Raw genomic sequence first — 14,243 nt, forward strand, 5'->3', positions numbered from 1 at the left:
GATCATCCGGCGGAACCCTGCCGGGTGGTGGCGGCCGAGTCGACGGCCGCCACCACCCGCTCCCACGCTTCGGTGCCGGGAGTGATCATCGCGAAATGGTCGCCCGGAATCACCAGGAGCTCTGCCGCAGCGCCCGCCCGGGCGGCGGCAGCCACATAGCTTTCGGACTGGCTCAGCGGAACCGTGGTGTCCTCCTCCCCGTGCAGCGCGAAGACGGGGACGGGGAGCGGCACCGCGTTCAGGGGATCGGCCCACCGGTACCGATCCGGCTCGGCCGCCGGAGAAGCGCCGAGCAGGTCCTCGACGGCGCCGTTGCTGAGGTTCAGCTCGTGCGCCTGGGCGAGATTGAGCACCCCCGACTGGCTCACGACCGCCGTCAACGGCACCGACGCCGGGCCCGCGCCCGGGGCGTCGGCTGGAAGAGAGCCGCGTCCTGCCGCCCACACGGCGAGGTGGCCGCCCGCGGAGTGGCCCAGGCCCGTCACGGTCGTAAGGTCGAGTCCGTGCCGCGCCGATGCCTCGGCCAGAAGGTCGATCCCGGCTCCAATATCCTCAAAGGTCCCCGGCCAGCCGCCGCCGTTGCCGACCCGGCGGTACTCGAGGTTCCAGCAGGCGTAGCCCCGGTCCGCCAGGTCCCGGGCCAGCGGTTCGCCGAGTTCGGCACCGTAGGTTGAACGCCAGTACCCGCCGTGGATAATCACCACCACCCCCGGCTTGAACGCCGCGGAAGGCAGATAGAGGTCGGCGAACTGGCTCGGGTCGGAGCCGTAGCGGTAGCGCCGGGCGGCGCCGTCGGCCGGCTTCCCGGCACGGTCGGCCGGGCGGGCGCAGCCGGGCAGCACCGAGGCGCCCAGCGCTCCGAGGAGTGCCAATACGTTGCGTCGTCCCGGCTGGTTCACACCGGAAGCATAACCGTCGCGGGCGGCGGCTAGGATTGCAGAAACGCCGAGACCAGGAGGCCCTTTAGTGAGCGCGTGGGATGACCTCGACGACCGCCTGCGCCCGGCGGTCGAAGCGTCGACGCGGGAGTTCACGCGGGTGCGGCCCCAGCTCGAGGCGGTGACCGAGGAGATGCGCCGCAGCATCTCGGCGATCTTCGACCCCTCGGACCTGCGGCCCCTCTTCGTCACCGCGCGCACCAAGACCGTCGAATCCTTCCGCGACAAGGCCTCCCGGACACTCGCGCCCACCGAGCCGGGTGCGGTGCCGGCGCTCGTCTTCCCCGACCCGCTGCGCAACCTCACCGACCTCGTCGGGATCCGGGTCATCACCACCCTCCCGCATGAGGTGGACCTCGCCGCGAACCTCATCAAGCGCCAGCGGCAGGATTTCGACTGCCGCGGGGACCGCGAGAAGGACATCGGGTCGATCGAATCGGGCACCTACGGGTACTCGAGCCGGCACCTGATCATGCGCAGCATCCACAACGACGTCGTCCGGCGCTACCAGCAGGCCCTTGACCCCGACTCGAAGGCCGGCGGCGGCTACCTCTTCGAGGTGCAGGTCCGCACCGTCCTAGCCCACGCCTGGTCGGAGATTGAACACGACATCCGCTTCAAGGCCGCCAATCCCAAGGCGTGGAGCCCCTACTTCGACCGGCAGTTCACCGGGACGGCCGCGATGCTCGAGACCGTTGAGTCGGCCTTCGCCGAGCTGCACGAACGCTATGAGACGGTGACCGGGTTCTGGGACGAGGCCGGGGAGGGCAGTGCACCGCTGACCCCCAACCGCATCCGGCACATCTGGAAGACCCTGCTGCCCCACGTCGACCGCAAGGCCGACGACAACTGGGGCTGGGCCGCCGAACTCCTTGCCGCCCACGGGCTGCGGACCACCCTCGAACTCGTGGACCTGCTGCAGGCCGACACGATCACCACCGTGCGCCGGGCCCTCGACCACCGGTACTCCCCCGGCCCCGACCGGCTGCTCGACGACATGCTGCTGTGGCACTACGGACAGCGCCACATCGACCTCACCGCCGAGGCCCCCGACGCGGAGCCCACTCCGCGCCGGGACAGCCTCCAGCGCAGGATGCGCTCGATGCAGAACTACCGGGCCCTTCAGGAAAACTCCCCCTGATCCCCGCCGGCATCGCTTCGCGGCTTTCGGTCCCTCCGCGGTGCCGGGCCGCAGGGGCACGGCTGCCGGGCGGCGTTCACTGGTTCTGGGAGTCGTCGGGCGAGGACTCGTCGAGGGTCCAGCCCGTGATGAAGCCGGCGTCCTCCCCGGCGTCCCGGGTGTGCTGCCATGCGCGCTGCCGCTGGTCCTGCAGCGACTGGCGCAGCGAGGCCTGGGTGGAGCCCAGCGACGGGACCCGATCGATCACGTCCATGGCCAGTGAGTACCGGTCGATCTGGTTCAGCATGGCCATGTCGAAGGGCGTGGTGGTCGTCCCCTCCTCCTTGTAGCCGCGGACGTGAAGGTTCGCGTGGTTGGTCCTCCGGTAGGTCAGGCGGTGGATCAGCCACGGGTAGCCGTGGTAGGCGAAGATCACGGGCCGATCCGTGGTGAACAGGTTGTCGAACGCCCGCGCCTTCAGCCCGTGCGGGTGCTCGGTGTCGTCCTGCAGACGCATCAGGTCCACCACGTTGATCACGCGGATCCTCAGCGACGGGATGCCCGCCTTGAGCAGGCCCGCGGCCGCGACCGTCTCGAGCGTCGGCACGTCGCCGGCGCAACCGAGGACGACGTCGGGGTCCGCTCCGGCGTCCTCGCGGCCGGCGAAGTCCCATACCCCGATGCCGCGTCGAACGTGCAGGCGGGCCTCCTCGGGCCCGAGCCAGGTGGGATTGGGCTGCTTGCCGGTGATGATCACGTTGACGGTGTCCCGGGTCTGCATGCAGTGCTCGGTCACGGCCAGCATGGTGTTGGTGTCCGGCGGCAGGTAGACGCGGATCACGTCGGCCTTCTTGTTCACCACGTGGTCGATGAACCCGGGGTCCTGATGGGAGAACCCGTTGTGGTCCTGCTGCCACACATGGCTGGAGAGCAGGTAGTTGAAGGAGGCGATCGGACGGCGCCAGGACAGGTCCTGGTGCACCTTGAGCCACTTGGCGAACTGGTTGAACATCGAGTCGACGATGTGGACAAACGCCTCGTAGCAGTTGAACACCCCGTGCCGTCCGGTGAGCAGGTAGCCCTCGAGCCAGCCCTGGCAGAGGTGCTCACTGAGCACCTCAAGGACCCGGCCGGAGCGGGCCAGGTGCTCGTCGACGTCCTCGGTGCGTGCCTGCCACGCCTTGTCGGTGACGTCGTAGACCGCCGAGAGCCGGTTGGACGCCGTCTCGTCGGGGCCGAAGACGCGGAAGTTCGTGGGGTTCGCCGCGATGATGTCGCGCAGGTACCCGCCGACGGTGATCATCGGGCTCACCTTTTCGCTGCCCGGTGAGCCCACCGTCACGGCGTGGTCGAAGTAGTCGGGCAGCTTGAGGTCGCGCAGCAGCCAGCCGCCGTTGGCGTAGGGGGTGGCGCTCATCCGCAGGTAGCCCTCCGGCGCGAGGGAGGCGAGCTCGGGGCGCAGCTCCCCGGTTTCGGTGAAGAGCTCCTCCGGTCGGTAGGAGCGCATCCACTCCTCGAGCTGGCGCAGGTGCCCGGGGTCCGTGTGGATCTCGGACAGCGGCACCTGGTGCGAGCGCCAGGTGCCCTCGACCTGCTTGCCGTCGACGACGTCGGGCCCGGTCCAGCCCTTGGGTGAGCGCAGCACGATCATGGGCCAGCGGGGCGTGCCCTCCGGGAGGTCCCCGCCGGACCGGGCCTGCTGCTGGATGTCCCGGATCCGGACGAGGCATTCGTCCAGGACCGCCGCGAACTCCCGGTGGGCCTGCGCGGTGGCGCGCGGGTCGCTGACGGTGACGAAGTGGGGCTCGTAGCCGTAGCCGGACATCAGCTGCCGCAGCTGGTCCTCGGGCATGCGTGCCAGCACCGTGGGGTTGGCGATCTTGTAGCCGTTGAGGTGCAGGATCGGGAGCACGGCGCCGTCGAGGGCGGGGTTGAGGAAGTTGTTGGAGTGCCAGCTTGCCGCCAGCGGGCCGGTTTCGGCTTCGCCGTCGCCCACTACGGCCACGGCGAGGAGGTCGGGGTTGTCGAACACGGCGCCGTAGGCGTGGACGAGGGCGTAGCCGAGCTCGCCGCCCTCGTGGATGGAGCCGGGCGACTCGGGGGCGGCGTGGGAGGGGATGCCGCCCGGGTAGCTGAACTGTTTGAACAGGTCCTTGAGGCCGGTTTCGTCCCTGCCGATATGGGAGTACACCTCGGAGTACGTTCCCTCAAGCCAGGCGTTGGCGACGTTGGCCGGACCGCCGTGCCCCGGCCCGGTGACGAACAGCATCGCCTGCCGCTGCTCGCGGATCACCCGGTTCAGGTGGGCGTACACGAAGTTCAGGCCCGGGGTGGTCCCCCAGTGGCCCAGCAGCCGGGCCTTGACGTCGCCGCCTTCGAGCGGACGCCTCAGCAGCGGGTTGTCCCGGAGGTAGATCTGGCCGACGGAGAGGTAGTTCGCGGCCCGCCACCAGGCGTCCAGCCGGTCGACATCGGGCTCTGGCATGGTGTTCCTCCTCGGGTTGGACGACGCCGGCGGAGGGCCCTCCGCCGGCCGGTTCTCAGTTTTCGACGGTCACATCGGAGGGTTTCTTATCCGGCCGCCAGCCGCGCCAGACCGGGTGCCGCAGCCGGCCCCCGCCGGTGCGTTCGCTGTACTGCACCTCGCCCACGAGCGCGGGCCGCACCCAGCGCGCGTCCGCGGCGTCGGGGGCGGGGACGTCGGGCAGCGGCGCCGTCTTGCGGGCCATCTTCTTGAGCCGGCCCCCCACCTCGGCCAGTTCCCGGTCGGTGAGCCCCGAGCCGACGCGGCCGAGGTACTTCAGGTTCACCCCGTCGGGCACCGCGACCAGGAGAGAGCCGATCTTCGAGGCGCGGTTGCCCTTCCCGGGGCGCCAGCCCACCACCACCACCTCCTGGGTGCGCTGGTGCTTGATCTTCAGCCACGCCTCGGTGCGGGTTCCGGGGCGGTACACGCTGCTGCGGCGCTTGGCGACGATGCCTTCGAGCCCCAGGTCCCTGCTGGCCTGGACCGCTTCGGCCAGGGTGGCGTCAAGCTGTCCCGGAACCTGGACATGCCCGTCCTCCGGGGCGCTGACGGCGCCTTCGAGGATCTCCCTGCGGTTGCTGTACCCGAGCGGGAGCAGGGAGGTGCCGTCGAGGTCGAGGAGGTCGAAGAGCATGAGCCGGACCGGTGTCGTCGCCCGGGCGGCGGCGATCTCGGCGGCCGAGGTCAGCTTCATCCGGGTCTGCAGCAAGCTGAAGTCGGGCCGGCCGCCGGCGTTGAGGGCCACGATCTCGCCGTCGAGCACCGCCGTCTCGGCGTTCACATAGTCGGCGAGGTCGCCCAGTTCGGGGTAGAGCAGGCTCATGTCGTTGCCGTTGCGGCTGATCAGGCGCACGCCACCGGCCGCGACGACGGCGATGGCCCGCACCCCGTCCCACTTCAGCTCGAACGCGAAGTCGGATTCATCGGGCAGGATCGTTGAAGTGGCCAGGGTCGCCAGCATGGGCGGCACGAAGTCCGGGGCGGCGCCGCGCCCGGCCACCGGAAGCTCCGCCGGTGCAACCGGAACGGCAGGCCCGTCCGGGCCAGCGGGGGCGTCGAGCCCGCCGCCGTCGGAGGCGGCACCGGAGGAAGCGGCACCGGTGGAAGCTGCACCGGAGGAGGCGACGGCCGGCTGGTCCTTCATGAGGTGGATGAGCCAGTTCCGCGCCCCGGTTCCGGAGCCGCCGGTGTTGATCAGGGCGTACCGCCGGACGGCGCTGCCGGAGCGGGCGAGACCGCCGTCCTGCCTCCCGTACAGGGTGCAGATCACCTCCTTGCCGTCGCGCCACTTTTCCAGCTCGTAGGTCCCCGAATCCCAGATGCTCATCTCGCCCGCTCCGTATTCCCCCTTGGGAATACTTCCCTCAAAGGTCCCGTATTCCAGCGGGTGGTCCTCCGTCTGGACCGCCAGATGGTTCCGGTCCGGCGTGGCGGGCGGGCCCTTGGGCAGGGCCCACGAGACGAGCACGCCCTCGCGCTCCAGCCGGAGGTCATAGTGGAGGCGGCGCGCATGGTGTTCCTGGATGACGAAGCTGTTGCCCCCGGGCGGTCCGACGGCTTCCGGGACGGGCTCCGGGGTCCTGCCGGCATCGCGCATGGCCCGGTACTGGGTCAGGCGGTCCGGGGCGGAGCCGGCCGTGCCGGCTCCGTCCTGCGGGTCCGGATCGAGGCCGGCCAGGATGTCCCCCTGGTCCTGGACGCGCCGGCGCACCTCCCGGTAATCGAGGTGGGCCAGGTCCGGGTCGTCAAGCTCGGCCCAGGTGCGCGGCGCGGCGACGGTCGGGTGGAAGCGTCCGCGCAGCGAATACGGCGCCACGGTGGTCTTGTTCCGGTTGTTCTGGCTCCAGTCCACCAGGACGCGCCCGCCGCGCAGGGACTTCTTCATGTCGCTGACCGCCAGGCCGGGGTGGTCCGCCTCAAGGGCGCGGGCCAACTCGTGCGCGACGCCGGAGACCTGCTCGGAGGTCAGCTTCCCGTCCAGCCGGCAGTACAGGTGGAGGCCCTTGGAGCCGCTTGTCACCGGCCACGGATCAAGGCCCATACCGGTGAGGATCTCCCGGGCCAACCGGGCCACCTCGGCGCATTCGGGCAGGCCCGCTCCCGGCCCGGGGTCGAGGTCGAGCACCATCCGGTCCGGGTTGCCCACCGCCGAGTGCGGGCCGAACCGCCACTGGGGCACATGGACCTCAAGGGCCCCGATCTGCCCGAACCAGGTGAGGGTGGCCAGATCGTTCACCACCGGGTACACGTTCGTGTGGTCCTTGTGCCGGATCGGGTGGCGGGGCAGCCAGGCCGGAGCCGCGGCGTCGAGGTTCTTTTGGAAGAAAACCTGGCCGGGGGCGTCTGCAGTCCCGACGCCGTGCACCCAGCGCTTGCGGGTCGCGGGCCGGTCGCGGGCATGCCGGATCAAGGGCCCGGCCACCGCCGCGTAGTACGCCAGCACGTCGGCCTTGGTGGTGCCGGTCTCCGGGTACAGCACCTTGTCCAGGCTCGACAGCCGCAGGGAACGCCCGTCGACCGTGACGGTCTGCACGTTGCGGGAACCCGGGAGAGCCATTTCCCCAGTGTTGTCCGGATGGGCCCCGAATTCCACTATCGGGAGGCCTCGGATCCTCCCGGCAGCCTCACCCGGTGCGGCGGGTCAGGACGAAAACTGGGAGGTGTACCGGTCGACGTAGACCTGCCAGAGGGCGGGATCCTGGCCGAGGCTGCGCTCATTGAGGTAGTCGTCGAGGCCCATCAGGGTCAGGTGCCAGCCGGCGGCGGAAACGGCGATCTGCGCGGAATCCGCAGGCGAAATCGTCAACGCCAGCAGGGTGCCGCCGTCCTCCTGGCGCGTGAACTCCCACCGCAGGACCTCCCGGTCCCAGGAGAAGGCCAGCACCGTGGGCTTGGAGGCCTCAAGGACCGTGCCCTTCAACGGCCGCTGGCCCGGCAGCTTGAAGATGACCTCGGCGTCCCGGCGGGGCAGGATGTCCATTTCGGCGGGGAACCAGTATTTGAGCTTGCCCGGATCCGTCAGGTGCTTCCACAGCACCGCCGGCGGAACCGCGAACCGCATCTCGAAGCGCAGGGCAGGTGCGCCGTCGTCGGTGGTAGTGCGGCTGACTGTCGGTTCTGCGGTGGAGGAAGTCACCTATCCATCGTAGACCGCGGGAAAACCGGCTCTGGCTAGGTGTGCTGCCGGTGGTGTTCACTTGTTCCATGAGAGCCATCTGGAAGGGAGCCGTCGCGTTCGGGCTGGTGAACGTGCCCGTGAAGGTGTACAGCGCCACCGAAGACCACGACATCGGCCTCCACCAGGTCCACGATAAGGACGGCGGGCGGATCCGCTACCAGCGCCGGTGTGAGATCTGCGGGGAAGTGGTCGACTACAAGAACATCGACAAGGCCTATGACGACGGCGAGCACACAGTGGTGCTGACGGAGGAGGACCTCGGCTCCCTCCCGGTCGAAAAAAGCCGTGAGATCGAGGTGGTCGAATTCGTTCCCAGCGACCAGATCGACCCCATCATGTACGACCGCTCCTACTACCTTGAGCCCGATTCGGCCTCCACCAAGGCCTACGTGCTGCTCCGCAAGACCCTCGAGGAGACCGACCGGACGGCGATCGTCCAGTTCTCCCTCCGGCAGAAGAGCCGGCTCGGTGCGCTGCGGGTCCGCGGCGAGGTCCTGATGCTCCAGTCGCTGCTCTGGGACGACGAGGTGCGCGAAGCCTCCTTCCCCGCTCTCGAGGAAAAGGTGCGCATCTCCGCCAAGGAGAAGCAGATGTCCGCGGCCCTCGTCGAGTCCTTCTCGACGGATTTCGATCCTGAGAACTTCACCGATGACTATCAGGTGCAGCTGCGCACCCTGATCGATGCGAAGATCGAGAAGGGCGACACCCTGAGCACCGAGGAGACCTTCGGCGCGTCGGCGGAGGAGGACGACACCAACGTCCTCGACCTGATGGAGGCTCTGCGCCGCAGTCTCGAGAAAAACCGCGAAAAGAAGTCCGGCGGCAAGAAGGACTCGACCAGTTCGAAGAAGGGAGCGTAATGGGTTTCTTCACCGACTCCCGCGGCAGGCAGGGCATCGCCCAGCGCCCCAATGCCCTGATCCTGGCCTGGGCCGGGCTGGGCGCGGCGTCCCTGATGGCACTGAAGGACGAAAACAGCGAGGCACTCGGCCGGGCCAGCACCGCCTGCCTCGCCATCTGGGCCGCGCTCGAGGCCGCCGACGGTGACAGCGGGTTCCGCCGTACCGCCGGAGCGCTGACCCTGGCCTGGCTGGCGCGGCGCTAGCGTTCCTCGAACACGTCGGGGACGCCGTCCCGGTCGGCGTCGACCGCCTCCTTGGCTTCGATCTGCCGGTAGTGGCGGTTGCGTGAGCGCAGGATGACGGAGGCGGCGAGCGCCGCGAGGAGCGAGCCGATCAGCACCGCGACCTTCGCGTGGTCGTCCTCCGGGGTGCCCTGGCCGAAACCGAGCTCCGCAATGAGGAGTGAGACGGTAAACCCGATGCCGGCCAGCAGGGCGGCTCCGGCAATATCCACCCAGGACAGGTCGGGGTCGAGGTTAGCCTTCTCGGCCTTGGTCACGAGCCAGACCGCCAGCAGGATGCCGATCGGCTTTCCGACCACCAGTGCCAGGACGATGCCCACGGCGATCGGGTCAGTGATGGCGCTGAGGAACCCCGAGGCGCCGCCGATCGTCACCCCCGCCGAGAAGAAGGCGAAGACCGGGACGGCGACACCCGCCGACAGGGGGCGGATGCGGTGTTCCATCGTGTCCGCCAGCCCCTCGGCGTCCGGCACGGTGGAACCTTCGGCCTGGGCTTTCCGCGAGGGCTTGACCGGGACGGCGAAGCCGAGGAGGACCCCGGCGACGGTGGCGTGGACCCCGGAGGCGTGCACCAGGGTCCAGACGATGAATCCGAGAGGCAGCAGGATCAGCCACGGCGCCATCGCGTGCCGCTGGAAGAACCGGGAGAACCGGTGGGCCAGGAAGGCATAGAGGGCAAGCGGAAGCACCGCCAGCAGCAGGGGCGTAGCGGCAATGTTCCCGGAATAGAAAAAGGCGATGATGCTGATGGCGATCAGGTCGTCCACAACGGCCAGAGTGAGCAGGAAGATGCGCAGGGCCCCGGGAAGGTGGGATCCGACGACGGCGAGCACAGCCAGGGCGAACGCGATATCGGTGGCCGTGGGGATGGCCCAGCCCCGCAGGGCGTCCGAGCCGCTGGTCAGGATCACCGCGACGTAGATCAGTGCGGGCACCACGACTCCGCCTATAGCGGCAGCCACCGGCACGATGGCACGGGAGAAGCGGCGGAGGTCGCCGGCGACGAACTCCCGCTTGAGTTCGAGCCCGGCGAGGAAGAAGAAGATTGCCAGCAGGCCGTCGGCCGCCCAGGCACCGACACTGAGTTCGAGGTGCAGCGGTTCGTAGCCGAATTTGGCGTCGCGCAGGGCGAAGTATCCATCGGCGGCCGGAGTGTTGGCAAGGATGAGCGCCAGCGTCGTCGCGAGGAGCAGGAGCGCACCGCCCACCGTCTCCTTGCGCAGGATCGAGGACATCCTCAGGTGTTCGGGATAGCTGGCCCGGGTGAAGACCCGCTTCGCCGTGGATTCACTCGAGGGCTGGGTGGGTGGGGATGGGGTGGAGGACACAGGAGCTCCTTTTGTCGGCGGTCGCTTGAGGAAGCGCCGACCAGACTTCCCGGCTCACCGTGATCCAGACTACCCGGCGGCGCTGGTGATGCATACCGGGGGGTCCGCCGGCAGCCGGCCCGGCGCGGCTGCCTGTGGCCGATGCAGCATCAGGCTTCGAGCTCCCGGGCAAGTTCCCGAAGCGCAGTGAGGACCAGATCGGGACGGCGGAAGGACGAGGGGTAAGGTGAGCCGTTGCGGTTCAGCCAAGCGGTCCGCATGCCCGCCCGCGCTGCCCCATCGATGTCCCAGGGATGGGAGGCGATCAGCATCATGTCCTCGACCCCGGTGCCGCAGGCACCGGCTGCATAACCGTACGCCGAGGGTGCGGGTTTCCAGAGCGGGGCATCCTCCACCGAGAGGAACTTCTCGAAACTTCCCTCGATTCCGGCGCGCTGCGCGAGCCCTTCGGCGATGGCCGCCGCGCCGTTGGTCAGAGTGATGAGGCGGTGGCCCTTGTCGGTCAGCGCTTCGATGCCGGGGATGACGTCCTCGTGGACGCCGAGGTTCCGGAACCGGTCAAGCAGCAGCGCCACGGCGTCGTCGACGCTCCGGTTGACGGGCTGCCCGGCCAGCACGGACCGGAGGGCATCCTCGGCCACGTCGGTGAAACGGGGGTTGATGCCTGCTGCGGTCAGCGCGAATCCGTCCCGCAGCAGGGATGCGAACCACAACCGGGCGGTTCCGTCCGAGCAGCCGATCCCGGCGAAGTGCCCGGCCATGGGTGAGAGGTCCGAAAGGGTTTCATTGACATCGAAGACAAGCACCGAGGGGCGCATGGCGCCCTACCCTCCGTCGATCGGGCAGGAGCTGGCGGGTTCCATGGTGTGCATCGGCTCTCCGGTTCGTTGGGCGTCCGCGGCGCAAACCGCTGGGGGAAGCCTAGTTCCGCCGACGGCCACTGGGAACCGTCCGCCGTGGAGCACCGCCTGCGTCTCCCTGCTTACCTGCCCGCGTCCGCGCCCCGGAGGTCGGGTTTGGAGCGGGCGGGAAATGCCCTAAGCTATTGGAGAACCATCTGCCTGTGTAGCTCAGTCTGGTAGAGCATCCGCTTCACACGCGGAAGGCCCGGGGATCGAGGCCCCGCGCAGGCACTCTGCGCCCTCCCGCAATCCTTGCGGGAGGGCTGCTTTTCTTTAAGCCCCTCCTGCGCCCCCTTCCCTTCCCGTGCTCGGGGGGAGGGCTTCACCCTTTAGGCCCTTCCTGCGACGGGTTCCCTTCCCTGGCACGGCCGGCCCGCCGGCCGTATCCGGCCTTTCCTCTTCGACCCGAACGAACCTCAAAAAAGTTGGCGCACCACTTGGCGCTCTCCTCCTGAGAGTGCTAATTTAACTGCAGGTTGAGCGGAACCCGCTCAACTCTGGTAGATGAAAAAACCACCACCGACGGTGGCCGTTGTGCGAAGGAGTTGTTTTCAAATGGCCATGAAGTTCGACCCGTTCCGTGATTTGGACCGCGTCGCCGGCGCGCTGCTGGATCCCCGGCAGGGGCTGCGCCTGATGCCCATGGACCTGTACCGCGAGGGCGACCACTACATCCTGACCGCCGACCTTCCGGGCATCGATCCGGGCTCCGTCGATATTGACGTCGACGGCCAGCTGCTCACCATCCGGGCCGAGCGCACCCTGCGCGGCGCCGAAGGGGTCAAGTGGCTGACCCGCGAGCGCGAGAGCGGATCCTTCCTCCGCCAGCTCAACCTCGGTCAGGGGATCGACATCGAGGCCATCTCGGCCCGTTACGAGAACGGCGTGCTGAGCGTCAACATCCCCGTGACCGAGCGGGCGAAGCCGCGGAAGATCGAGGTCATGTCGGGAACCGATTCCGAGGCCGTCAAGGGCGAGTCCGTTGAGGGCGGATCCAGGCAGAAGACCGTCGAAGCCTAGGAGCCGCAGGGCTCTCCCCTTCCCGGGACGGGCCGGGCGCACCGAGCGTCCGGCCCGGCCTTCGCCTTTTCAGCCAGCGGATTTCCTTGCCAACACCATCACCTGCGGAAAGGATGGCGGGATGGATTTCTCTCCCGCCACCGCCATCGTCACGGGATCCGATTCGGGAATCGGCAGGGCCACCGCGCTGGCCCTGGCCGAGGCCGGCCTCGACGTCGGCATCACCTGGCACTCGGACTCGGAGGGGGCGGAGGAGACCGCCCGCGGAGTCCGCGCCTTCGGGCGGAAGGCCGTCGTCGCCCGGCTCGACACCACCGACGCCCCTGCCTGCGGCGACGTGGTCGACGCGATGGCCGAGGAGCTCGGCGGCGTCGACGTCTTCGTCAACAACGCCGGGGTCAAGGGCGGCACCCTGTTCCTCGAGACCGACTGGGATACCTGGCGCGGCACCCTCGCCGCGAACCTCGACGGGGCGTTCGTCTGCATCCAGCGGGCCGCGGCCCGAATGGTCAAGGCCGGCCGGGGCGGGCGCATCATCGCGGTCACCAGCGTGCACCAGGAGCAGCCCCGGGTCGGGTCCGCGGCGTACGACGCCTCCAAGCACGGGCTGGGCGGGCTGGTGCGGACCATCGCCCTCGAACTGGCAGACCGGGGCATCACGGCCAACGCCGTACTGCCCGGGGAGATCTCGACCCCCATGAACGACGCCGAAGACGTGGATCCCCGAACCGTTGACCGGCCGGGCATTCCGGTGGGCCGTCCCGGCGACGCGAAGGAGGTCGCCGCGGTCATCGCCTTCCTCGCCTCACCGGCCGCAAGCTACGTCAACGGAGCATCGTTCGTCGTGGACGGCGGGATGCTCCTGATGGGCCCGCAGGCAGGGTCGCACCTCACCAGCGGGGCGTGGCGCTCGCTCTGAGAAGCCGCATCCGGGCCTGTAACGTAGACCCGGTGAAACCCGTACCTCCCCGCCTCACTGCAGCCCTCTCCGCCGTTCTCCTCGGCGTAACGCTCGCCGCCTGCGGGTCTGACTATCCCCTGGGCCCGGAGCAGGAATCAGCGGCACGCAACGCCGACTCGAAGCTCCAGGGGGCCATCACCGGCGCCGGCTCATCGGCGCAGGGACCCGCCATGGAGGCCTGGCGGGCGGCCTTCGCCACCGTCAATCCGCGCGCTCAGGTGCAGTACTCCCCCGATGGTTCCGGCGCCGGGCGCGGAGCGCTCCTGGCCGGGGCGGTGACCTTCGCCGGCTCCGACGCCTACCTCAGCGACGAGGAGCTCGCCGAATCCGCAGAGGCGTGCGGGCCGGGCGGCGCCTTCAACATTCCCGCCTACGTCTCCCCCATCAGCATCGCCTTCAACCTCCCGGGCATCACTGAGCTGAACCTCGACGCGGCGGCCATCGCCAAGATCTTCCGCGGTGAGATCGCCGTCTGGAACGACCCGGAGATCGCCTTGCAGAACCCGGGGGTCGACCTGCCCGGGACGCGCATCGCCCCGGTCAGCAGGTCAGATGACTCCGGAACCACCGAGAACTTCACCGACTACCTCCACGCCGTGGTGCCCGAGATCTGGACCGATGAACCCGACGGAACCTGGCCCGGAAGCATCGGCGGGGAGAACTCCAAGGGCAACTCCGGGGTGGTCAGCACCGTCTCGGGCACCGAGGGTGCCGTGACCTACGCCGATGACTCGGCCGTCGGACCGCCCCTTGGACGGGTGAACCTGCGCGTGGGCAGCGAGTACGTGCCCGTCAGCGCCGAAGCCGCCGCGGCCGCCGTCGACCTCGCCTCGATGGTTCCCGGCCGCCCCGACTACGACATGTCCCTCGAACTTGACCGCACGACGACGGCCGCGGGGACGTATCCCCTCGTGCTGGTGTCCTACCACATCTACTGCTCGAGCTATGAGAACGAACAGTCAGCCGAGGTGGCCAAGGCCTTCGGCGCGTATGCGGTGAGCGAGGATGGCCAGCAGGAGGCGGCCGAGGCCGCGAAGAGCGCCCCGCTCTCGGCCGAGCTCTCCCGCCGGGCCATGAAGTCGATCGCCGGGATCACCGTGGCGAAGAGCTGACAGCGCCTTCCCG

Annotated in this window: 11 protein-coding genes, 1 tRNA gene and 1 pseudogene; 7 read left to right on the forward strand and 6 right to left on the reverse strand. The window is 69.1% G+C overall.

Going from position 1 to position 14,243, the window contains the following annotated elements; all coding sequences use genetic code 11:
* Positions 1-2 precede the first annotated feature (2 nt).
* A complete protein-coding gene (locus tag GVV86_RS05920; protein ID WP_159802209.1) occupies positions 3-839 on the reverse strand; it encodes an alpha/beta hydrolase family protein in 837 nt (278 codons plus the stop codon).
* 127 nt (positions 840-966) lie between these two features.
* On the opposite strand from GVV86_RS05920, the gene GVV86_RS05925 reads away from it, so the two are divergent.
* Complete coding sequence (locus GVV86_RS05925) at positions 967-2,079, forward strand: GTP pyrophosphokinase (protein WP_159801992.1); 1,113 nt, start codon at positions 967-969, stop codon at positions 2,077-2,079.
* Positions 2,080-2,155: 76 nt separating this feature from the next.
* Here the strand turns inward: GVV86_RS05925 and GVV86_RS05930 are convergent.
* The 3 genes and pseudogenes from GVV86_RS05930 to GVV86_RS05940 form a co-directional block, all read right to left on the reverse strand.
* Positions 2,156-4,555, reverse strand: a pseudogene (locus GVV86_RS05930) (phosphoketolase family protein); the annotation flags it as partial.
* A gap of 43 nt (positions 4,556-4,598) precedes the next feature.
* Positions 4,599-7,142, reverse strand: coding sequence for an ATP-dependent DNA ligase (locus tag GVV86_RS05935; RefSeq protein WP_159801996.1), 2,544 nt, complete (start codon positions 7,140-7,142; stop codon positions 4,599-4,601).
* An 84-nt stretch (positions 7,143-7,226) separates the two neighbouring features.
* A complete protein-coding gene (locus GVV86_RS05940; RefSeq protein WP_159617355.1) occupies positions 7,227-7,721 on the reverse strand; it encodes an SRPBCC domain-containing protein in 495 nt (164 codons plus the stop codon).
* 68 nt (positions 7,722-7,789) lie between these two features.
* On the opposite strand from GVV86_RS05940, the gene ku reads away from it, so the two are divergent.
* Entirely contained in the window at positions 7,790-8,623 is an 834-nt protein-coding gene (gene ku / locus GVV86_RS05945) for a non-homologous end joining protein Ku (protein ID WP_159801998.1), read from the forward strand.
* Positions 8,623-8,868, forward strand: coding sequence for a hypothetical protein (locus tag GVV86_RS05950; RefSeq protein WP_159802000.1), 246 nt, complete (start codon positions 8,623-8,625; stop codon positions 8,866-8,868). Before ku ends, GVV86_RS05950 begins: the two co-directional genes overlap by 1 nt.
* Here GVV86_RS05950 and nhaA read toward each other — a convergent pair.
* A complete protein-coding gene (gene nhaA, locus GVV86_RS05955) occupies positions 8,865-10,235 on the reverse strand; it encodes a Na+/H+ antiporter NhaA (protein ID WP_159617358.1) in 1,371 nt (456 codons plus the stop codon). The genes GVV86_RS05950 and nhaA overlap by 4 nt on opposite strands.
* Positions 10,236-10,384: 149 nt before the next feature.
* Positions 10,385-11,053 (reverse strand): haloacid dehalogenase type II, encoded by a 669-nt coding sequence (locus GVV86_RS05960; RefSeq protein WP_159802002.1) that lies wholly within the window; start codon positions 11,051-11,053, stop codon positions 10,385-10,387.
* Between the two features lie 241 nt (positions 11,054-11,294).
* Between GVV86_RS05960 and GVV86_RS05965 the strand changes: the two genes are divergently transcribed.
* From GVV86_RS05965 to pstS, 4 genes are all read left to right on the forward strand, one after another.
* A tRNA-Val gene (locus GVV86_RS05965) sits at positions 11,295-11,368 on the forward strand.
* A 324-nt stretch (positions 11,369-11,692) separates the two neighbouring features.
* Positions 11,693-12,157 (forward strand): Hsp20/alpha crystallin family protein, encoded by a 465-nt coding sequence (locus tag GVV86_RS05970; RefSeq protein ID WP_159802005.1) that lies wholly within the window; start codon positions 11,693-11,695, stop codon positions 12,155-12,157.
* A 121-nt stretch (positions 12,158-12,278) separates the two neighbouring features.
* Positions 12,279-13,076, forward strand: a complete 798-nt coding sequence (locus GVV86_RS05975; RefSeq protein WP_159802008.1) for an SDR family oxidoreductase — start codon at positions 12,279-12,281, stop codon at positions 13,074-13,076.
* A gap of 32 nt (positions 13,077-13,108) precedes the next feature.
* Complete coding sequence (gene pstS / locus GVV86_RS05980) at positions 13,109-14,230, forward strand: phosphate ABC transporter substrate-binding protein PstS (RefSeq protein ID WP_159802011.1); 1,122 nt, start codon at positions 13,109-13,111, stop codon at positions 14,228-14,230.
* Positions 14,231-14,243: the final 13 nt, after the last annotated feature.

It is taken from the genome of Arthrobacter zhaoguopingii (assembly GCF_009828595.1).
GTDB lineage: Bacteria > Actinomycetota > Actinomycetes > Actinomycetales > Micrococcaceae > Arthrobacter_D > Arthrobacter_D zhaoguopingii.

Bases quoted from the DNA above. Each gene is read 5' to 3' on its own strand.
- GVV86_RS05950 (WP_159802000.1), top strand. From the start codon at position 8,623: ATGGGTTTCTTCACCGACTCCCGCGGCAGGCAGGGCATCGCCCAGCGC.
- ku (WP_159801998.1), top strand. From the start codon at position 7,790: ATGAGAGCCATCTGGAAGGGAGCCGTCGCGTTCGGGCTGGTGAACGTG.
- GVV86_RS05975 (WP_159802008.1), top strand. From the start codon at position 12,279: ATGGATTTCTCTCCCGCCACCGCCATCGTCACGGGATCCGATTCGGGA.
- GVV86_RS05935 (WP_159801996.1), bottom strand. From the start codon at position 7,142: ATGGCTCTCCCGGGTTCCCGCAACGTGCAGACCGTCACGGTCGACGGG.
- GVV86_RS05970 (WP_159802005.1), top strand. From the start codon at position 11,693: ATGGCCATGAAGTTCGACCCGTTCCGTGATTTGGACCGCGTCGCCGGC.
- GVV86_RS05960 (WP_159802002.1), bottom strand. From the start codon at position 11,053: ATGCGCCCCTCGGTGCTTGTCTTCGATGTCAATGAAACCCTTTCGGAC.